The organism is Pseudomonas sp. DW-iso3, from assembly GCF_058725305.1.
In genome coordinates this window covers 527,175-546,987 of sequence record NZ_JBZXDZ010000003.1, presented here as the reverse complement: position 1 = coordinate 546,987, position 19,813 = coordinate 527,175, and the positions used below count along the sequence as shown (strand labels likewise).

Annotated in this window: 22 protein-coding genes; 10 read left to right on the top strand and 12 right to left on the bottom strand. The window is 60.1% G+C overall.

Annotated features, from left to right (window positions below):
* The first annotated feature begins 3 nt into the window (after positions 1–3).
* From ngg to AC4PS7_RS11610, 3 genes are read left to right on the top strand one after another with little or no spacing between them, the layout of a single operon-like run.
* The gene (ngg, locus tag AC4PS7_RS11620; RefSeq protein ID WP_010208885.1) at positions 4–1,737 is read left to right on the top strand and encodes an N-acetylglutaminylglutamine synthetase; all 1,734 of its coding nucleotides are present in this window, start codon (positions 4–6) and stop codon (positions 1,735–1,737) included.
* A gap of 24 nt (positions 1,738–1,761) precedes the next feature.
* Entirely contained in the window at positions 1,762–2,946 is a 1,185-nt protein-coding gene (locus tag AC4PS7_RS11615; RefSeq protein ID WP_010208883.1) for an osmoprotectant NAGGN system M42 family peptidase, read from the top strand.
* A gap of 59 nt (positions 2,947–3,005) precedes the next feature.
* The gene (locus tag AC4PS7_RS11610) at positions 3,006–3,233 is read left to right on the top strand and encodes a YheU family protein (protein ID WP_003192759.1); all 228 of its coding nucleotides are present in this window, start codon (positions 3,006–3,008) and stop codon (positions 3,231–3,233) included.
* 8 nt (positions 3,234–3,241) lie between these two features.
* Here AC4PS7_RS11610 and csrA read toward each other — a convergent pair whose 3' ends face one another.
* Together csrA and AC4PS7_RS11600 are read right to left on the bottom strand one after the other, a co-directional pair.
* Positions 3,242–3,445, bottom strand: coding sequence for a carbon storage regulator CsrA (gene csrA, locus AC4PS7_RS11605; protein WP_010208881.1), 204 nt, complete (start codon positions 3,443–3,445; stop codon positions 3,242–3,244).
* A 129-nt stretch (positions 3,446–3,574) separates the two neighbouring features.
* Complete coding sequence (locus AC4PS7_RS11600; protein WP_010208880.1) at positions 3,575–4,390, bottom strand: SDR family oxidoreductase; 816 nt, start codon at positions 4,388–4,390, stop codon at positions 3,575–3,577.
* A gap of 338 nt (positions 4,391–4,728) precedes the next feature.
* On the opposite strand from AC4PS7_RS11600, the gene AC4PS7_RS11595 reads away from it, so the two are divergent.
* The gene (locus AC4PS7_RS11595) at positions 4,729–4,881 is read left to right on the top strand and encodes a DUF3309 family protein (protein ID WP_010208879.1); all 153 of its coding nucleotides are present in this window, start codon (positions 4,729–4,731) and stop codon (positions 4,879–4,881) included.
* A gap of 54 nt (positions 4,882–4,935) precedes the next feature.
* Here the strand turns inward: AC4PS7_RS11595 and AC4PS7_RS11590 are convergent, their stop codons facing one another.
* From AC4PS7_RS11590 to AC4PS7_RS11580, 3 genes are all read right to left on the bottom strand, one after another.
* The gene (locus AC4PS7_RS11590) at positions 4,936–7,023 is read right to left on the bottom strand and encodes an LTA synthase family protein (protein ID WP_042571838.1); all 2,088 of its coding nucleotides are present in this window, start codon (positions 7,021–7,023) and stop codon (positions 4,936–4,938) included.
* Between the two features lie 295 nt (positions 7,024–7,318).
* Positions 7,319–7,510: a PLDc N-terminal domain-containing protein gene (locus tag AC4PS7_RS11585; RefSeq protein ID WP_003172956.1), complete on the bottom strand. Its 192-nt coding sequence runs from the start codon at positions 7,508–7,510 to the stop codon at positions 7,319–7,321.
* Positions 7,511–7,578: 68 nt separating this feature from the next.
* Positions 7,579–8,109: a hypothetical protein gene (locus tag AC4PS7_RS11580; RefSeq protein WP_010208874.1), complete on the bottom strand. Its 531-nt coding sequence runs from the start codon at positions 8,107–8,109 to the stop codon at positions 7,579–7,581.
* Positions 8,110–8,302: 193 nt separating this feature from the next.
* Here AC4PS7_RS11580 and AC4PS7_RS11575 point away from each other — a divergent pair, with 193 nt between their 5' ends.
* Positions 8,303–8,896 carry a hypothetical protein gene (locus AC4PS7_RS11575; RefSeq protein WP_010208873.1) on the top strand — a complete coding sequence of 198 codons (594 nt, stop codon included), beginning with the start codon at positions 8,303–8,305 and terminating at the stop codon, positions 8,894–8,896.
* 22 nt (positions 8,897–8,918) lie between these two features.
* On the opposite strand, the gene AC4PS7_RS11570 is transcribed toward AC4PS7_RS11575, so the two are convergent.
* Both AC4PS7_RS11570 and AC4PS7_RS11565 read right to left on the bottom strand, forming a co-directional pair.
* Positions 8,919–9,434, bottom strand: a complete 516-nt coding sequence (locus AC4PS7_RS11570; protein WP_010208872.1) for an ankyrin repeat domain-containing protein — start codon at positions 9,432–9,434, stop codon at positions 8,919–8,921.
* A 109-nt stretch (positions 9,435–9,543) separates the two neighbouring features.
* Positions 9,544–11,370, bottom strand: a complete 1,827-nt coding sequence (locus tag AC4PS7_RS11565) for a long-chain-acyl-CoA synthetase (protein WP_021490801.1) — start codon at positions 11,368–11,370, stop codon at positions 9,544–9,546.
* Positions 11,371–11,722: 352 nt separating this feature from the next.
* On the opposite strand from AC4PS7_RS11565, the gene AC4PS7_RS11560 reads away from it, so the two are divergent.
* The gene (locus AC4PS7_RS11560; protein WP_010208870.1) at positions 11,723–12,001 is read left to right on the top strand and encodes a DUF3509 domain-containing protein; all 279 of its coding nucleotides are present in this window, start codon (positions 11,723–11,725) and stop codon (positions 11,999–12,001) included.
* 60 nt (positions 12,002–12,061) lie between these two features.
* Here AC4PS7_RS11560 and AC4PS7_RS11555 read toward each other — a convergent pair whose 3' ends face one another.
* The 4 genes from AC4PS7_RS11555 to aroC form a co-directional block, all read right to left on the bottom strand.
* Positions 12,062–12,331, bottom strand: a complete 270-nt coding sequence (locus tag AC4PS7_RS11555) for a response regulator transcription factor (RefSeq protein WP_010208869.1) — start codon at positions 12,329–12,331, stop codon at positions 12,062–12,064.
* A 212-nt stretch (positions 12,332–12,543) separates the two neighbouring features.
* A complete protein-coding gene (locus AC4PS7_RS11550; RefSeq protein ID WP_045791804.1) occupies positions 12,544–13,074 on the bottom strand; it encodes an acireductone dioxygenase in 531 nt (176 codons plus the stop codon).
* Positions 13,071–14,234: an MFS transporter gene (locus AC4PS7_RS11545; RefSeq protein WP_010208867.1), complete on the bottom strand. Its 1,164-nt coding sequence runs from the start codon at positions 14,232–14,234 to the stop codon at positions 13,071–13,073. Before AC4PS7_RS11545 ends, AC4PS7_RS11550 begins: the two co-directional genes overlap by 4 nt.
* Positions 14,235–14,307: 73 nt before the next feature.
* Positions 14,308–15,399, bottom strand: a complete 1,092-nt coding sequence (aroC, locus tag AC4PS7_RS11540; RefSeq protein WP_010208866.1) for a chorismate synthase — start codon at positions 15,397–15,399, stop codon at positions 14,308–14,310.
* A gap of 143 nt (positions 15,400–15,542) precedes the next feature.
* Between aroC and AC4PS7_RS11535 the strand changes: the two genes are divergently transcribed.
* Both AC4PS7_RS11535 and AC4PS7_RS11530 read left to right on the top strand, forming a co-directional pair.
* On the top strand, positions 15,543–16,505 hold the full coding sequence (locus tag AC4PS7_RS11535) for an alpha/beta hydrolase (RefSeq protein WP_044287589.1): 963 nt from the start codon (positions 15,543–15,545) through the stop codon (positions 16,503–16,505).
* 99 nt (positions 16,506–16,604) lie between these two features.
* Complete coding sequence (locus AC4PS7_RS11530) at positions 16,605–17,411, top strand: hypothetical protein (RefSeq protein ID WP_010208862.1); 807 nt, start codon at positions 16,605–16,607, stop codon at positions 17,409–17,411.
* Between the two features lie 127 nt (positions 17,412–17,538).
* Here AC4PS7_RS11530 and prmB read toward each other — a convergent pair whose 3' ends face one another.
* The gene (prmB, locus tag AC4PS7_RS11525) at positions 17,539–18,450 is read right to left on the bottom strand and encodes a 50S ribosomal protein L3 N(5)-glutamine methyltransferase (RefSeq protein WP_042571844.1); all 912 of its coding nucleotides are present in this window, start codon (positions 18,448–18,450) and stop codon (positions 17,539–17,541) included.
* A gap of 239 nt (positions 18,451–18,689) precedes the next feature.
* Here prmB and AC4PS7_RS11520 point away from each other — a divergent pair, with 239 nt between their 5' ends.
* Entirely contained in the window at positions 18,690–19,280 is a 591-nt protein-coding gene (locus AC4PS7_RS11520; protein WP_010208860.1) for a cysteine hydrolase family protein, read from the top strand.
* A 142-nt stretch (positions 19,281–19,422) separates the two neighbouring features.
* Complete coding sequence (locus AC4PS7_RS11515) at positions 19,423–19,743, top strand: hypothetical protein (RefSeq protein ID WP_010208859.1); 321 nt, start codon at positions 19,423–19,425, stop codon at positions 19,741–19,743.
* Positions 19,744–19,813 lie beyond the last annotated feature (70 nt).

Here is a 19,813-nt window from a genome sequence, read left to right as displayed (position 1 = left end):
TCAATGAAACCCCACGCAGCGGCTTACAGCCAACGCTTGCTCAAAGGCCAGGCGCCCACTTACGAGCGCCTGCAAGCCCGCCTGGCCGAAGATGGCAGCCCCTTGGCGGCCGAACCGATTGCCGTGCATTGCGGTTGGGGCCGATTGTTGATCGGTCATACTTTTCCAGACCCAGCCAGCCTCGCCCAGGAGTTGCTCAACGAGCAGGCTGGCGAAAGGGATATCGCGCTCTACGTGGCCGCGCCCCAGCAGATATTGGGGATTGATCCGCAGCAGTTGTTCCTTGATCCGTCTGATACCTTGCGCCTGTGGTTCAGCGACTATCGCCCAGCGACTCGGGTATTTCGCGGTTTCCGCATTCGCCGGGTGCAGTCCGAGGCGGATTGGCTGGCAGTGAATCAGTTGTATCAAGGGCGCGGCATGTTGCCCGTCGACGCCGAACGCCTCACCCCACGCCACCAAGGTGGCCCGGTGTATTGGCTGGCCGAGGATGAAGACAGCGGCGCCGTGATCGGCAGCGTAATGGGCCTCAATCACCAGAAGGCTTTTCACGACCCGGAAAACGGTTGCAGCCTGTGGTGCCTGGCGGTCGACCCGCAATGCACCCGGCCCGGCGTGGGTGAAGTGTTGGTGCGCCATTTGGTGGAACACTTCATGAGCCGTGGCCTGAGTTACCTGGATCTGTCGGTGCTGCACGACAACCGTCAGGCCAAGAACCTCTACGCCAAGCTCGGCTTCCGTGCGCTGACCACCTTTGCGATCAAGCGCAAGAACGGCATCAACCAGCCGTTGTTCCTCGGCCCGGGCCCGCAGGCGGGGTTCAATCCCTATGCGCGGATCATTGTCGAGGAGGCCCACCGGCGTGGTATTGACGTACAGGTGGATGATGCGGATGCCGGGTTATTTACCTTGAGCCACGGTGGGCGTCGCGTGCGTTGCCGTGAATCCTTGAGCGATTTGACCAGCGCCATCAGCATGACCCTGTGCCAAGACAAAAGCCTGACCCATAAAGTGTTGAAAGCCGCCGGTTTGAAGCTGCCGTCGCAGCAATTGGCAGGCAGCGCCGATGACAACCTGGACTTCCTCGATGAACACCAGCGCATCGTCGTCAAGCCGCTGGATGGCGAGCAAGGCCAGGGCGTGGCGGTGGATTTGCAGAGCATCGAAGAGGTGCAACAGGCGATTGAAACCGCGCGCCAGTTCGACAGCCGTGTGTTGCTGGAGAGCTTTCACGAAGGTCTGGACCTGCGCATCCTGGTGATCGGTTTCGAGGTGGTCGCCGCGGCGATCCGTCGTCCTGCCGAGGTGACCGGCGACGGCCATCACTCCATCGGCGCGTTGATCGAAGCCCAAAGCCGTCGCCGCCAGGCTGCCACCGACGGCGAAAGCAAAATCCCCCTGGATGGCGAGACCGAACGCACCTTGCAAGCCGCCGGTTTCGACTACAGCAGCATCCTGCCCCGTGGCCAGACCCTGGCCGTGCGCCGCACCGCCAACCTGCACACCGGCGGCTGCCTGGAAGACGTCACCGACATCTTGCACCCCACGCTGGTGGACGCCGCCGTGCGCGCCGCCCGCGCCCTGGACATCCCCATGGTGGGCCTCGACCTGATGGTGCCCGCCGCCGATCAACCCGAGTACGTGTTTATCGAAGCCAACGAACGGGCCGGCCTGGCCAATCATGAACCGCAGCCTACCGCGGAGAAATTTGTGGATTTGCTGTTTCCCCATAGCTGAACGATCCGAACCCCAGGAGTCTTTATGAGCCGAACCATCCCCGAACCGGATCTGAATTACCTGCAAAAAGTCCTGCTGGAAATGCTCGCCATTCCCAGCCCCACCGGGTTTACCGACACCATCGTGCGCTACGTCGCCGAGCGTCTGGAAGAACTGGGTATCCCGTTTGAAATGACCCGGCGCGGCACCATCCGCGCCACCTTGAAAGGCCAGAAAAACAGCCCCGACCGCGCCGTGTCCGCGCATCTGGACACCATCGGCGCCGCCGTGCGCGCGATCAAGGACAACGGCCGCCTGAGCCTGGCGCCAGTGGGCTGCTGGTCGAGCCGGTTTGCCGAAGGTAGCCGTGTCAGCCTGTTTACCGATAACGGCGTGATCCGTGGCAGTGTGTTGCCATTGATGGCGTCCGGGCATGCGTTCAACACCGCGGTGGACGAAATGCCGGTGAGCTGGGACCACGTGGAGTTGCGCCTGGACGCCTACTGCGCGACCCGTGCCGATTGCGATTCTTTGGGGATTGGCATCGGCGATTATGTGGCCTTCGACCCACTGCCGGAGTTCACTGAGAGCGGCCACATCAGCGCCCGCCATCTGGATGACAAAGCCGGTGTTGCCGCCCTCCTCGCTGCGCTCAAGGCCATCGTCGACAGTGGCGAACCCTTGCTCATCGACTGCCATCCACTGTTCACCATCACCGAGGAGACCGGCAGCGGTGCGGCGGCCGCTCTGCCCTGGGACGTCAGTGAGTTTGTCGGCATCGATATCGCCCCCGTCGCCCCCGGCCAGCACTCCAGCGAGCACGCGGTGAGCGTGGCGATGCAGGATTCCGGCGGGCCGTATGACTATCACCTGTCACGGCATCTGCTGCGTCTGGCGTCGGACAATGAACTGCCAGTACGCCGCGACCTCTTCCGCTATTACTTCAGCGATGCGCATTCGGCGGTCACTGCCGGCCACGATATCCGCACTGCCTTGTTGGCATTCGGTTGTGATGCGACCCACGGCTACGAACGTACCCACATCGATAGCCTCGCGGCCCTGAGTCGCTTGCTGGGCGCTTACATTCTCAGCCCGCCGGTGTTCGCCAGCGATGCACAACCGGCCCAGGGTTCCCTGGATCGGTTCAGTCATCAGATCGAGCACGAGACGCAGATGGAGAGCGACACACGTGTGCCGTCGGTAGACAGCCTGGTGGGCAACAAGTCCTGAGGCTGGCAACTGGGGTCCCGGCGCAGTAGCATCGCCGGGATCCATTACCCGAGGCTTGTATGCTGATTCCCTACGACGCACTTGAAGTCGACACCCTGACCCGCCTGATCGAAGACTTCGTCACCCGTGACGGCACCGACAATGGCGACGACACGCCCCTGGAAACCCGCGTGCTGCGCGTACGCCAGGCGCTGACCAAGGGCCAGGCGCTGATCGTATTCGACCCGGAAAGCGAGCAATGCCAGTTGATGCTCAAGCACGATGTGCCCAAGCATCTGTTCGACTGACCGGGGTTTCAGGGGTTGGGCACAGGCACTGGAGGGTGTCTGGCGTCTTGGCGCTCAAGGATTTTCTGGTACACCTCCGCGCGATGAACATGCACCCCGGCCGGTGCTTCCACACCGAACTTGACCTGTTTACCGTTCAACTCAAGGATATGTACGGCGATGTCATCGCCGATGGAGATGACTTCGCCTACAGCGCGGCTTAAGACCAACATGGCGGTTGTCCTTTTAATAGTGAAAGGACCTTGACCATGCGCGCAGGGGATGGGTCGCAGCAATGGCTCGCGGCGAAAACAGGCAGCACCTACAAAGACAGGTAAATTGCCTGACAGACTAGCGCCTGATCAGCCCTTGGCCGCCTGCGCTTTGGCGCGCATTTTGTCGGCCATGGTGGTCATCTCGTCATAGAGCAGCTGCGGGTTCTTCTGCTTCAACGCCCACGCCATCCGCCCCTGTTCGTGGGGCAGGATCATGAACTCGCCTTCCGCGACGCGCTGGTAGATGTAATCGGCAATATCCGCCGCCGAGATCGGCGAGCTCTCAAGCAACTTGCCCACTTGGGCCTTCATCGCCGGGGTTGGCCCACGGAACGAGTCGAGCAGGTTGGTCTGGAAGAACGATGGGCACACCACGTGCACGCCGACTTCCTGCTGCTTGAGTTCCACCAGCAGGCTTTCCGACAGCGCCACCACGCCGGCCTTGGCCACGTTGTAGTTGCTCATCGCAGGGCCCTGCATCAGCGCAGCCATCGACGCGATGTTGATAATGCGGCCCTTGCTCTTTTCCAGCAGCGGCAGGAACGCCTTGCACCCCTTGACCACACCCATCAGGTTGATTGCGATCTGCCAGTCCCAGTCTTCCAGGGACAGTTCGGCGAAGAACCCGCCCGAGGCCACACCGGCATTATTGACGATCACATCGATGCCACCCAGCTTCACTTCGCACGCCTGGGCAAATGCGGTGAGCTGGCTGTAGTCGCGTACATCGCAGCGTTGGATAAAACCGTCGCCACCGCTCTCGCGTACACGCTTGAGGGTTTCTTGCAGGCCCGGTTCGCTGACGTCCGACAAGGCCAACTGCCACCCTTCACGGGCCCAGCGCAGAGCGATTTCGCGGCCCAGGCCCGACCCGGCACCAGTGATCATCATGCGATTTTGCATAGGAAGTAGCCTTGTGGTTCACGGAAGAAGTAACCGGCAGTGTAGCGAAGGTTTTTCCCACACCCATCCACCATCAGAGTGATGAATAGCCCTGGCAAACCGCGGGCTCGGTCGGATAGCGAGGCGTAGCCTAAGTTCAATCTTTTTCAACTAAGCAGAAGAAAGTGTTCACGCAGTAAAAGAAATAAGCGCCACTGCAAAATGCTTTAAAAAAACAGGGAATTTTCCACGAAGAGGTACAGTCGGAGTTATTAAGGCGTCCGTATTTAAGTCGGTTTTAAGTCGGGCCTACTTTTTAAACAACCGGTCTTTAAAGAAGGCCTACAAGGAAAAAAACCATGAGCCTTATTCTGATCATTATCCTTATCCTCCTGCTGGTGGGCGGCCTGCCGGTGTTCCCGCACTCGCGTAGCTGGGGTTATGGCCCATCGGGCATCCTGGGCGTGGTCCTGGTCGTGCTGCTGGTGTTGTTGTTGCTCGGCAAAATATAAACGCAGGGCAAAAAAAGAGGCCTTCTTGAAGGCCTCTTTTTTATTGCCGGTCGATTAGTCCGGCTTACCGTCTACCACCCCTGCGGTGTTATCCAACAGGCTCTTGGTCGCTGTCTGCAGGAACGATTCAAGCTTCTGCTTCAGTGCGGCCTCGTCTGGCGATTCGGAAATGACCTTACCACTTGGCTCGGCGCCCAGTTCGTACGACCACAGCTTAGGCGGCATTTCCTTAGGCAATACCAGCACGCGGTCGCCCGTCAGCAGCGCCACGGTCTGGTCGCTACCCGACGGTTTGATCACGCCGAAGCCCTTGTCGCCTTCCGGCAGGTTCAACAGGTCGCGGCCCCAGCACTGGTGCAGGGTTTCGCCACCGAGACGGCCCATGATGGTCGGCACGATGTCGATTTGGGTCCCCACGGTGTGATCACGCTCGCCGAACTTCTCCTGTATGCCCGGTGCGATCATCAGCATCGGCACGTTGAAGCGGCCCAGGTCCATTTCAGTAATCTGTTGCTCGTTACCGAAACCGTGGTCGCCGACAATCACAAACAGGGTTTCCTTGAAGTACGGCTCCTTGCGGGCCTTTTCAAAGAACTGGCCCAGGGCCCAGTCGGAGTAGCGCATCGCCGTCAAATGTTCGTCGAGGCTGCCACGGCCCGTGACCTTTTCCACCGGCAATGGTGTCGGCAACGCATACGGCGTGTGGTTGGACAGGGTTTGCAGCAGGGCATAGAACGGCTTGCCGCCTTCACGGGCTTTCAACTCTTCCAGACCACGGTTGAACATGTCCTGGTCGGACACGCCCCACGTCGGATCGGAGAACACCGGGTCGACGAAGTCATTACGACCGATGAAGTTGGTCATGCCCTGGTTGCTGAAGAAGCCTGACTGGTTGTCCCAGGCAAAATCACCGTTGTAGACGTACACGTCGTCAAACTTGCGCGCGCTGAGCAACTGCGGCAGGCCCGACAGCTTGTGGCTGCCTTCCGGGGTCTGCATCAGGTATTCGAACGCCGGCAGGTTCGGGAAGCACGCCATGGTGGCGAACATCCCTTGGTGGGTGTGCGTGCCGTTGGAGAAGAAGCGGTCGAACAGCAGGCCTTCCTTGGACAGTTTGTCGAAGTACGGCGTGATATTGCCCGGACGGCCCAGCGCACCGACCGAATGACCGGCGAAGCTTTCCATCAGGATCACGACGACGTTCTTGATTGGCAGGGTGTTCTCGGCCGGCGGGGTGAACTCACGGCGCACGGCGGCGGTGTCGGTATCCACCAGTTTTTCTGTCGGCAGCACCAGCATGTCACGCACGGTCTGGGTCGCCAGCGGCTGCTCCAGTGTGGCCTTCCAAGTGTTGTCACGGTGCTCGGAGAAACGTGCCTTGGCCGCGCCGATCAACGACAGCGTGCCATTGAGGCCCAGCTGGTTGGCGAAGTTCGAGTCGGTGGTGTACACGTCACCCCAACGCAGCGGCGGGCCCTGGCGCAGGGTGCCACGAATGGCGACCACGGCGATCAGCAGGCAGACCACAAACACCGCGATGCGGGTGTACCACGGCGCTACCTGCCGGGTGCCGATGCTGCCACCGCTGAACGGGCCGCGCGGGCGCGTTGCGCGATCGGCACCTGTAAAGGCCATGCTCAGGATCAGCGTACCCACGGCCCAGGCCAGCAGGTAGCGCACCACAGGGAAACCGTACCAGAGCATGCTCATCACGGTACTCGGGTCTTCCTTCACGTACTGGAAGACCAAACCGTTGAGGCGCTGGTGGAATTCGCGGTAGAAGTCCATTTCCATCAGGCCCAGGAACAGGGCAATGCTGGACACGACGGTCAGCCACAGACGGAAGAACCCACGCGCGGCCATGGCGCGGACGCTGAACAGTGCCAGCAGCAGCGGGATCAACGCGTACATCACGAAGCGGATGTCCAGGCGCGTGCCATTGCCGAACGCTTCCAGGAAGGTCGAGGCCGGCGTGTCGAGGATCATCTCGCGGTTGTACACCAGCAGCGCGAGGCGCAGCAGGGAGAACATCACCATCATGACCAGTGCACAGAGCAGTGTGTACGCCAGATGGGATTTGACGGTTGGTTGCAGCAGGCGATTAGAAGCTCGCTGCTGATTCAGGGCGTCCGGGTTTGCCATGTCGTTTTAGGACCCATTGGAAGTTTAAGTGACGAAGTAGTGCAGTGGCGCAAATGGTGCCCGATCAACGGCAGCAAGGCTATTAATTACTGAACGCGCACCCCCGCCCCGCCTTGAGTGGCACTGGGATTAGAGCCCCTGGCAGGGAAATGAAGCCGGCGAATTGTCTTGGATGGGATGTGAAAATTCCGTGCAACGAATATTTCGATACACAAATCTAATGGGTGTACGCAAACCAATGTGGGAGCTGGCTTGCTCCCACACGAACGGTGCTCAGTCTAGATCTATCGGATAATCAAATCCGCACATTGCCCCGCGGCCCGGCAATCGCCCAGATGATCAGCCCCAGCACCGGCAGCAGTAGGATCAGCAAAATCCACAGCACCTTGGCGCCCGTGCTCGCGCCGCTTTTGAATACGTTGATGATCGCCCAGATATCCAGCGCCAGGATGATCAGCCCGATCAAGCCATTAAAAGTGGAACCCATGGTGTCGCTCCTAAAGTGAGGGCATGCACTTGTAGGATAGCCAGCCCTGGTGGGGGTTCCGTTTTATTTCAGACGTGAACGGCGATCTTCAGCGCTTCCAGGGACGGCTCGCCCTTGATGCCCAGTTCGGCGCACAACTCCAGCACCCGCGGCAGGTCGTTGCCGTAGACCAGCACGGCCTGGATCTCGTCATCCAGCAGTTGGCTGAAGTTAAGCAGCACATAGCCACCGTCTTCCGGACTCAGGGCACTCATCTGGATCTGGATGCGGTTCAACGCCGTGAGGTCTTCGGTCTTGGCCAGTTGCTTGGGTTTGAGGTTGAACGCCACGCCTGGGCCGAACGACGCGACGATCTGCGCGAACAGGTCGCCGTAGGTATCGGCCTGGAACAGCACGGTGTCTGGCAGGCTGCCGACCACGACCCACTCCCCCAACGGAATCGGGAAGCTGTCGTCGTAGTTGATATCCGGGTTGGCCGCCAGAAACGCCGCCGGGTCCGCGTAGGCCTGGGCCGCTTCATCGGCAATGCGCGCCACTTCGTCCTCGCTCATGACGCCGGCGCTGATTTTGCTGATGAGTTCGACGAGGGCGGTTTTCATGGGCGTGGTCCTGTAGCGGGCTGAATTGGGGCCGGGAAGATAACACCGGCTACCCTGTACAACAACTTCGCGCAATTGTAGGACCTGCTCAGGTGCATGCGTAGTCTAATTCCGAAATTCCATCACGCTGATTTATTGCGCCTTCAGCTACTTATAGTCCGTGACCCTGTTTGTTCCTCTAAGGACAGAGTGCATGGCCCAAGCGTATATCAATCAGTACACCACCGATTTGCTCAGTTTGAAGTCGCGCTTGTTACCCGGATCAAGTCGAGCGTTGAGTGAAAAGTTCGATGCACTGAACCTGCACCTGCGTCATGGCTTGGTCACGCCAGGTCAGAGGGTGATAATCCCGCAAGAATATGGTGTGGCCTGTACTGCCGATGATGCGTGGCTGATGCGCCACGCACAGGAGATACGGCGCAGGTTGGACCAAGATGCTTCGGCGGGAACGGTAGTCATTGGTCACTATGACGTGCTTCAGAGTTGGTTGGGGTATGGCTCCCTGGGCGTAGGCAGCACGACCTCCGCGTGGGCACAGCATGTGGACGAAGTAAAGCAGACACTGAGCGAGATTGAACAACTTCACCAACGATTCAAGAACGGTACGCTGGAGAGGAGGACGTTTCTCCAGCAACGGGACCTTTACGTCAAACGCGGCGAGATCACCGAAGAGGAGCTCGCCGCGATCCCTATTGTTTTGAAACGCTGGCTTATCGCTTACTACTGTTTTTCAAGGCTGCAAATTACCGGTGTATTCACTTGGTATGTTTGGGCCAAGCTACTGTAACCCGTGATTCGCCTTCCTCGACCTACACCAGTTTTTGCAACTTCGCCGCCGTATCCACTGCGCCCATGGTGTGTGCCGCCGCCAACGCGGTTGCGCCCTGTGCATCAGTGGCCTTGGGATCGGCGTCCTGGCCGAGCAGGTAGTCGAGCATTTCCACGCGATTGAACATCGCGGCCATCATCAGTGCCGTACGGCCATCGGAGGAAGACGCATCCACTGGCGCACCGCCTTCGATCAGTGCCTTGACCACCTCCAGGTTGCCCTTGAAAGCAGCACCGGCAATCGGCAGCTGGTTCTTGTCGTTGGCAATCAGCGGGTCAGCCTTGAATTCCAGCAGCACTTTTACCGCGTCGGCATGACCGTGATAGGCCGCAAGCATCAGCAAGGTGTCGCCATTGTGATTACGAAAGTTGGCTGGCAAACCCTTGGCCAGCAGTGCGGCGAGCATGGCGGCGTCGCCTTTGCGGGCGACGTCGAACACCTGCTCGGCAAATTCTGCGGCTTCGTCATCGGTCATTTGTTTGGCTTGGTCTGACATGTGGGGCTCCTTGTCTGGTCCTCTATATGGCGCCCAGTGTCGCGAGGGAGTTCCCACCTGTCATGGCTTTTTTGTCAAAAGCCTCCATAGGCATATTCAATCGCGCGGCTTAATAACGAAAGTGTCCGGCCTGGATCTGCGCCAACAGCTGCCCAGTGACCGGCACATAGCAGTCCGAACCGGGCAACCAGGCGTAGACCGGGTCATTGCCCGCCTTCTCCGGGTCGAACGCCTCTTCCTTGAGCTTCACCTTCTGGTATTTGAACGTACCGGTGGTTTCCATCTTCACCTTGATGCGCAGGAACAGAGGCACCGCGTAGTGTGGCAACTGGCCGTGGGCAAATTGCAGTAACTCACGCATATCCAACGAGGCCAGCGACTCACTCGGGGTGATGGCAACCATCCCGGCGCGGCCATTGGTGTTTTCGATTTCGACACCGTAGGCCACCACTTCAGCGATCTGCGGGTGTTGCAGCAGCACGTTCTCCACTTCGGTGGTGGACACGTTTTCGCCCTTCCAGCGATAGGTATCCCCCAAGCGGTCGACGAATTGCGCATGACCGAAGCCGATGCTGCGCACCAGATCACCGGTATTGAAGTAGCGATCGCCCTTCTCGAACACGTCGGTGAGGATCACCTTACGGTTCTTTTCCGGGTCGGTGTAGCCGTCATAGGGCGACTTTTCATCGATCCTGGCCAGCAACAGACCTTGCCCGCCGGTCTTCACTTTAAGCATGAAGCCGTCGCTGCCACGAACCGGCTCGCCGCTGTCATGGGCGTAGTCCACCAGCGCCCAATGCTGCAGGCAAAAGCCGACGGTGTTGTCGAAATTCAATATGTTGGTGAAGCCGATGTTGCCGTCGCTGGCCGCATACAACTCGCAGACATGCTCAACGCCGTACCGCGCCTTGAACTGCGCCCACACGCCGGGACGCAGGCCATTGCCGACCATCTTGGTCACACGGTGATCGCGGTCGCTGACGTTGGCAGGTTGATCAAGCAGGTAACGGCACAATTCGCCGACATAACCCAGGGTGGTCGCCTTGAACCGGCGAGCGTCATCCCAGAATTGGCTGGCACTGAACTTGCGCCGGATGGCAAACCCCGACGCCCCGATAATCGCCGAGCCCCAGCACACACAGAGACCGGTGGCGTGGTACAGCGGCAAGGTGCAATAGAGGACATCGTCCGGGCCCATGTCCAGAGCGATGCTGCCAAAACTGACGGCGGTCTTGGTCCAGCGGCCATGTTTCATGATGCCGGCCTTGGGCAGGCCCGTCGTGCCGGAGGTGTAGATATAGAAGCAGGGGTCGTTGAAGAAGATCTGCGCGCTGCTCGGCGGGTTATCCACCGGGGCTTCGGTGCTGGCGGCCATCAAGTCGGAGTACCCGTCAGGCAGCGCGCTGGCCTGTTGATCAGCGACAAACCAGGTGCGCTCGGCGGGAATCGCCACTTGATTGCGTACGGCCTCGTAGGCAGCCACCAATTCCGCGCCCACCACGATCGCCGCCGGGCTCACCAGGTTCAGGCTGTGCACCAGCGCCGCCTGGGTCTGCGCCGTATTGAGCATGGCGCAGATACCGCCCAACTTGGCGACGGCCAGCACATTCAGCAGCAACTCGGGACGGTTTTCGATGAACATCGCCACCACATCGCCCTTACGGATGCCCTGAGCATGCAAGTGGTGGGCGATACGGTTGGCCGACTGGTTGACTTCGGTGTAGCTGAGTACGCGGTCGGCGTACAACAACGCGGCGCCATCCGGATTGCGCAGGGTGGCTTGCTCGAAGTGCCAGCCCAGGCCGCAGGGTTGCTGAGGGTCGGTGACGTTGGCGGCACGCATGCCGCGCACTACCCGTGGCAGGGCGCGGACAATAGCGGGCACCTTACGCAGCATCATGCCCCAGGTAATCATGTCGTTTGGCGAATGGTTCATGGGAACGTCCTTTTTCTTATTCTTAGTAAACCTTGCAGGAAAGTACGTCAGCCTCTCTTGGGCTGTACACGCAGGATTTGAAAAGTTTTGTATCCCGATGAACGACCGATGGAAAAAGGAATTTCGCAACGCGGGCGCAGTCTTTAAGGGTAATGGCGCGTCCGTCCAGCCGTGTCGAGCCACGCAAAATGCAGGATGCATGATGGCCATTCATGCAAATTGCACGAAATCGAAAATTTACACTTTTTGTATCTTATTGATTTATAACGACATTTTATAAAATCAATAGCTGGCACAATCACTGCACCTATCACTCCATGCTTGCCAACTTGAGCCAACGGAGCTGATAGACATGAGCCTGATCCAAGATAAATTCGCTTCAGTATTTTCCAACTACGACGTCACCACTCAGCCACGTCCCGACGGTGGCATCCTGTTGACCCTGCGTAACAGCGAAGGCAAGCAGGTCAAGCGTTCGATCTCCTACCAGCAGTTGCATACTGCCGACCAGTTGACTTGGGTGATCAGCGCCATCCGCCGCGACCTGGCTGAACAAGCCAGCGACCTGCCCCAAATTTCGATGCTGCAAAGCCAGAACCGCTTTGCCCTGCCGACTTACCACTCGGCTTAAGCAGCCGATACAGAAAAGGGCCGCGACACCCAGGGTGTCGCGGCCCTTTTTTTGATGCCTTCAGCAAAGCCCCTTGCGCGCCGCTTCGTTCATCGCCTGGACACGGTTACTGACTTCCAACTTGCCGTAGATATTGCGCAGATGGAATTTCACCGTGGCTTCAGACGTGGCGCGTATCTGGCTGATCTCCCACACCGTCTTGCCTTCCGAGGCCCAGCGCAGTATTTCCAGCTCCGTGGGCGTCAAGCGCTTGCCCGCCAGATTAATACGCCGCCTGACTGCGTTGGGCACCAAATACGGGGCCGCTAACGATTTACTTGGGCCTCTCATTAGTTTCTCTCCTTTTTTATTGGCGGACGTCCTATCACCCTTCGGATTCCTCCTATTGACGGATGATATAAACGTGCTTACCGAAGAGAGTTACATAAGGCGTGGGATTAAAGCGTGGCCCCCAGAATAAACAGCAAGGCCCTACACGAGCTTAAGTTTCTTCCCACAACAACTTCCAACGTACGGGGGTTGAAGTTTCTGATGGCTCGCGATTAATCATCCAATCCGGGAAAACGCCGGGCAATATCGTCACCCGTGAACTCCGGAATCCCGCCCTCCGCTGTATTGAATAAACGCAACGCCACAAAGTGCGGGTGCTCGCCCGCGTCAAACCAGTGCGCCATACCGGCCGGGATTACCAGCAGGTCGTTTTTCTCACAGCGTACGGCGTATACGTAGTCGCCAATGTGCAGCGCGAACAGGCCCTGGCCGGCGAGGAAAAACCGCGCGTCGTCTTCGCTGTAGCGGCGCTCGTGGAGAAACTGCCCACGTAATTCGGCGTTCTGCGCCTGATCACCGGCGTCCCTCAGCACCTCGACAGCACGGTAGCCGAGGGTATCGATCTGCGCCTGACAGGCGGCGATCAGCTCGGCATCGCTGGCGCCCTTCTCGACCGGCCCGGGCTGCCAGCGCTCGAAACGCACGCCATGCTCGGCCAAGGTGGCGACGATGTCATCGAAATGGGTCAGGACCTTGTTCGGCGTATCCGATGTAGCGACGGAGTAGACAGCGACATAACTCATTGAAGGGTTCCTTGGTTCTGCTCTTGCAATCGAAAACCGATAATAACGGCGGCCGCCAGGGCGGCGACGCTGGCGATGCTGAAGGTCAGGGTCGGCCCCAACAGGTTCCAGCTATAGCCGGAATACAGGGCGCCCAATGCGCCACCGGTGCCGGCCAACGCTGCATACAGCGCCTGGCCCTGACCTTGTTGCCTGTCGCCAAAACTACGCTGCACGAAGGCAATCGCCGCCGCATGAAAGCTGCCGAAGGTCGCGGCGTGCATCACCTGCGCCAGCAACAGCACCCAGAAAAACTCGGCAAACGAGCCCAGCAGCAGCCAGCGCAGCGCCGCCAACAGGAAACTCGCCAGCAGCACCCGGCGTACCGAAAAGCGCGAGAGGATGCGGCTCATGGCAAGGAACATCAGCACTTCAGCCACCACGCCCAACGCCCACAGCATGCCGATCACACCACGGCTGTAGCCCAGATGTTCGAGGTGCAGGGTGAGAAAGGTGTAATACGGGCCATGACTCATTTGCATCAGCGCCACGCAGGCATAAAACGCCAGAACGCCGGGGCTCCGCAATTGTTTGAGAAAGCCCTCGCCCGCCAGACGATTGCCGTGACTGGCAGGTTGCGCATTCGGCACCCACACGCTGGCGCCGATGATGCCGGCCATGATCACCACGACTACCACTGGGTAGATGTCCAAGCTCAGCCAGTCGAACAGGCGGCCCATGATCACCACGGTGAGAATGAAGCCGATGGAGCCCCACAGGCGGATCTGGCTATAGCGCGAGGTCTGTTTTTGCAGGTGCGCGAGGGTGATCACTTCGAACTGCGGCAGCACCGCGTGCCAGAAGAACGCGTGCAGGGCCATGACCAGGGCGAGCCAGGCATACGTGTGGCTGATGAAGATCAGCGAAAAACTCGCCAGGGTGCACACCGCGCCGAAGCGCACGATGGCCAGGCGCCGGCCGGTGTAGTCGCCCAGCCAGCCCCACAGGTTGGGCGCCACGCAGCGCATCAGCATGGGGATGGCCACCAGCTCGCCGATGCGCGCGCTGGAGAAGCCCAGGTGGTCGAAGTACAGCGCCAGGAATGGCGCCGTCGCCCCCAGAAGGGCGAAGTAGAACAGATAGAAGCTGGAGAGGCGCCAGTATGGGAGGGCCGGAGTCATGACTGCGGCTGCTTCGCCGCCCAGCGCGAGCCAGCTCGCTCACCACAGCACGCTGGCTCTTTCCAGCAGGTCGTCACAGCTGGCCCAGCACCGGCGTACTCACACGAACATCGGCATTCTGCCCACGGTTGCGCAGCAGGTGGTCCATCAACACGATGGCCATCATTGCTTCAGCGATCGGCGTAGCACGGATGCCGACGCAAGGATCGTGGCGCCCCTTGGTGATCACGTCCACCGGGTTGCCGTGCACATCGATCGAACGGCCCGGCGTGGTGATGCTCGACGTCGCCTTGAGCGCCAGGTGCGCCACAATCGGCTGGCCGGAGGAAATACCACCCAAGATGCCGCCCGCGTTGTTGCTGAGGAAACCTTCCGGGGTCAGCTCGTCGCGGTGTTCGGTGCCGCGCTGGGACACACAGGCAAAGCCGGCGCCAATTTCCACGCCTTTCACCGCGTTGATGCTCATCAGCGCATGGGCCAGTTCAGCGTCGAGGCGGTCGAAGATCGGTTCGCCCAGACCGGGTTTCACGCCTTCGGCGACCACGGTGATCTTGGCACCGACGGAGTCCTGGTCGCGGCGCAACTGGTCCATATAGGCTTCCAATTCAGGCACCTTGTCCGGGTCGGGGCTGAAGAAAGCGTTGTCGTCCACGCTGTCCCAGGTCTTGAACGGGATTTCAATCGGGCCCAGTTGGCTCATGTAGCCGCGGATCACGATGCCCTGGGTGGCCAGGTATTTCTTGGCAATGGCACCTGCCGCCACGCGCATCGCGGTTTCGCGGGCCGAGCTGCGGCCGCCGCCACGGTAATCGCGTTCGCCGTATTTGTGGTGGTAGGTGTAGTCGGCGTGGGCCGGACGGAACAGGTCCTTGATCGCCGAGTAGTCCTTGGACTTCTGGTCGGTGTTGCGGATCAACAGGCCGATGGCACAGCCAGTGGTGCGGCCTTCGAATACGCCGGAGAGAATTTCGACTTCGTCGGGCTCCTGGCGCTGGGTGGTGTGGCGGCTGGTGCCGGGCTTGCGGCGGTCGAGGTCACGCTGCAGGTCTTCCAGGGACAGCTCGAGGCCGGGCGGGCAGCCGTCGACAATGGCGACCAACGCCGGGCCATGGCTTTCGCCCGCGGTGGTGACAGTGAACAGCTTGCCGAAGGTATTGCCGGACATGCAGGGCGCTCCGTGAAATCAGTTGAATCAAGTCAACCGTAATAACTTAAGGCGGCCAGTATACGCAGGCTAACCGAGTAGTTCATCCTCGAAACCTTAGCGGCAGACCTTGGTCCAACCGGCACCTTCCTCATGATGGCGCGATGATGCTGCGAGTACTGCTTTTGACCCTCACCCTGTTTTCCAGCCTTGGCTTCGCCGCCTCCCCTGTGGTGCTGCAACGGCCTATCAGCCTGGACACGGGCAGCGGCGAGCTGTTTGGTTCGCTTTTGCTGCCTAAATCCGAAGAACCCGTACCGGTGGTGCTGATCATCGCCGGCTCCGGCCCCACCGACCGCAACGGCAACAGCGCCGACGGCGCACGCAACGACAGCCTCAAGCGCCTGGCCTGGGTGCTGGCGCGACATAACATCGCCAGCGTGCGCTACGACAAGCGCGGGGTCGCGGCCAGCCTGGCGGCCACCCCCGATGAACGCAACCTGACCCTGGACGCTTACGTCGCAGACGCCGTGGCCTGGGGCAAACTGCTCAAGGCTGACAAACGCCTGGGCCCGCTGATTGTGCTGGGTCATAGCGAAGGTGCGCTGGTGGCCGCCCTCGCCGCGCCGCAACTGGACCCGGCGGGCGTGGTCTCGCTGTCCGGTAGCGCGCGCCCGGTTGATCAAGTCATCCGCCAACAGTTGGCCGATCACCTGCCCCCTGCCCTGCTGCTGCGCAGCAACCAAATTCTTGATCACCTCAAGGCCGGCCAAGTGGATGCGGATGTGCCTGGCCCGCTGGAAGGCATTTTCCGACCCAGTGTGCAGCCGTATCTGATCAGCCTGTTCCGTGCCGATCCGTCGGCGGCCTTTGCAAAGTTGAACATGCCGGCACTGATCATCCAGGGCACCCACGATATTCAGGTCGGCGTGGGCGACGCTCAGCAACTGAAAAACGCCAAGCCCGACGCGCAGCTTGCAGTGATCGAGGGCATGAACCACGTGATGCGTATCGTGCCCAACGACGTGAAGCAGCAATTGGCCTCCTACAACGACCCGCAACTGCCCCTTGCCGCCGAGCTAGGCAACCGCCTGGTGCGCTTTATCGACGGACTTCAACCCCGTTAAGCGACAATTTGCCTCCAGTCCTGGGGAAAACGGCCGATAAGCCCAGAGTCGACAGTAAAAAGACTGTCGGCTAGCTGGGCTTGGACAGGATCGCGCCGCATGACAACCACTGAAGCAACACCGGAATCCACCGCCGACACCCCGGCTGAACAAACCGAGGCCGTCAACGTGGCGCCCCTGCCGTGGGCAGACGTGCAGGCCGAGCATTTCAAGATGCTGCGCCTGGCGCCCCTGGCCACCGACCGCGCCACGGGCGTGCGGCCGTTGCGGTTCGTGCAGTTCGGCTATGCCGAGCGCCATGACAAACACCGTAGCCTGCTGCGCATGGTCATCCAGTTGCCCGGCCAACGCGTGCGCCGTGAACAGAATCAGCTGGATATCTGGGTCGACCACGATACGCATCGCGTGCACTTTGGCCCTGGTAACAGCCTGGAAATCGAGCCGGCCAACCGTGGCTTGGGCCGCTTCCTCGTCGCCCAAGGCGCAGCGTGGGCGAAAAAGAAGTGGTCGCACTATCGCGTCGACGGCGTCGACCTGGCCAACAAAGATGCGCTGAACGAAGCCACCCGCCTGCGCCGCGATCACTTCCTGCGCATCCAGGGCTTTGATGTGGCCTACGCCGATGTGCAGCACCTGAAAGGTAACGTTCAGCCGGGCAAGGTCAGCAACGTGCTGGACAGTTGGAACACGGAAAAAGTGCAGTTCGTGGAGATTCTGGAAGCGGCGCAGATGCTGCAACAAGCCGAGCAGAACCTGGCGGAACAGGAAGTGAAGCTGCGCAAGGAAGAGGAAAAGGTGATCAAGTTCAAGCGCGAGGACAGCGGGTTGCGCTTTACCATCACTTGCCTGGTGGCGTTTACGGTGTTTCAGGCCGGGTTGTTGATCTGGATTGCGACGCACCGTTAGTGGGCGCAAACGCAATCAAATGTGGGAGCTGGCTTGCCTGCGATAGCAGTAGGTCAGCGCCCACATCTGCTACTGATACACCGCTATCGCAGGCAAGCCAGCGCCCACACTGACCGCGTTCCTACCGTTAAACCTTGGCGGCAAATACTGCCTGATGCTGGCGGCACTGCTCCGCCGTCAACATAAACACCCCATGCCCACCGCGCTGGAAATCAAGCCAGGCAAAATCCACTTCCGGGTACAGCGCCTCGACGTGCACCTGGCTGTTGCCCACTTCAACAATCAGCAGGCCCTTCTCGGTCAGGTGGTCCGCCGCTTCGGCCAGCATGCGCCGCACCAGGTTCAGGCCATCGTCGCCACACGCCAGGCCCAGTTCCGGTTCGTGCTGGTATTCGTCGGGCATGTCGGCGAAGTCTTCGGCATCCACATACGGCGGGTTGGACACGATCAAGTCAAAGCGCTGGCCCGGCAGGCCGTCAAAACCGTCACCCTGCACGGTGTAGACACGCTCGTCGACACCATGGCGCTCGATGTTCTGGTTGGCCACTTCCAAGGCTTCGAAGGACAAATCCCCCAGCACTACTTCGGCGTCCTGGAACTCATAAGCGCAGGCAATGCCGATGCAACCGGAGCCGGTGCACAGGTCGAGGATGCGTGCCGGTGGCTGGGCCAACCAGGGTTCGAAGCGGTTTTCGATCAGTTCGCCAATCGGTGAGCGCGGGATCAGCACGCGCTCATCGACGATAAACGACATGCCGCAGAACCAGGCCTCCCCAATCAGATAAGGCGTCGGCACGCGTTCGTGGATGCGGCGGTGCAGCAAGCGTTGCAGGTGGGCAATTTCCTCTTCTTCCAGGTTGCAGTCGAGGTAGCTGTCGGCGATTTCCCACGGCAAGTGCAACGCACCGAGCACCAGTTGCCGGGCATCGTCCCAGGCATTGTCGGTGCCATGGCCAAAATACAGGTCTTCCCCATGGAAACGGCTGACAGCCCAACGGATATGGTCGCGCAAGGTGCGCAGGCGGGAAGAAGTGGTCACGGGGGCAAGCTCCTGGAAAAAACGACTGGCGATTCTAACAGCCTTCACCTGTACCGACGATGTACGGAAACCCGTCGCCATCCGTCGGATTTCATCCAAATTGCCATCATTGTGGTAAACAGGCCCACCTCTTGACATGGCTGCACGCCAACAACGGCGTACCTTACGATGGTAGCGATTCACAGAACCGCTCAGCCAGTGGACAATGTCGCAAAAGCCCCCCTCACAGGAGCCCCAGAATGTCCGTTCCAAAGACGATGTTTCAACTCAGCGGTCGTGGTTACGCAGCGGCGAACCTCAGCCATGCGACCCTCGTGATCATCGACGCCCAGAAGGAATACCTCAGCGGCCCCCTCGCCCTCTCGGGCATGGACGCGGCTGTCGGCAACATCAAGCAACTTGTGTCAGCCGCACGCAACGCCGGGCGGCCGATCGTGCATGTCCGTCACCTAGGCACCGTTGGCGGCCTGTTCGACCCGCAGGGTGAGCGCGGCGAATTCATTCCCGGCCTTGAGCCTGAAGGCGACGAAACCATCATCGGCAAGCTGCTGCCCAGCGCCTTTCACGGCACAGGCCTGGAAAAACACTTGCAGGACCTCGGTTCCCTGGACTTGATCGTTTGCGGCTTCATGAGCCACTCCAGCGTCAGCACCACGGTGCGCGCGGCCAAGAACCTGGGCTTTCGCTGCACCCTGGTGGAAGACGCCTGCGCGACCCGCGACCTGCCTTACAAAGGCGGCATCCTCAGCGCCGAACACGTGCAGCAGACTGAAATGGCCATCATGGCCGACAACTTCGCCACCCTGGCGTTGACCAAAGATCTGATCTGATCGACCTTCTGATGAGCGGCGCGGCAATGTTTATTGCCCCGCTCATCCGCAAAGCCCTTTCATTTGGCGCATTTACCCCTCCCCCCGGAACAACCTGTGTATTGTCCGGTCGAAGGGCCGATACCCTGGAGGAAAGGTCGGAATGAAGATATCCGATGGTTTTGATGCTCGTCGCTTGCGCCCCAAGGGCCCGAGCAACTGGCGTCTGCGCCTGGTGGCCGGCATTGCCGCGCTGCTGGCGATAGTTGGTTTGCTGTTGGCCGGCGCTGGTGGCGCGGGTCTGTTTGGTCACTCGCCCGCGCTCGGCGAGCTGAATGCCAGCCCAGGTGGCTCGGCGATTCTGTTGGCGATCGGGCTGTTGGTGCTGTGGTTGGGCGTATGGTTATGGCGACGCAGCCGGCGGAAAATGCGTCAGCCGTTGTCGCTGAATATCGCTTCACACCTGATGAAAAAGCACGACTGATGGCGCTTGGATAGCGTTTCCTGCGCCCTGGCCGCCGCGATTTAGGTAAACTGCCCGCCCTTCGCGGAGG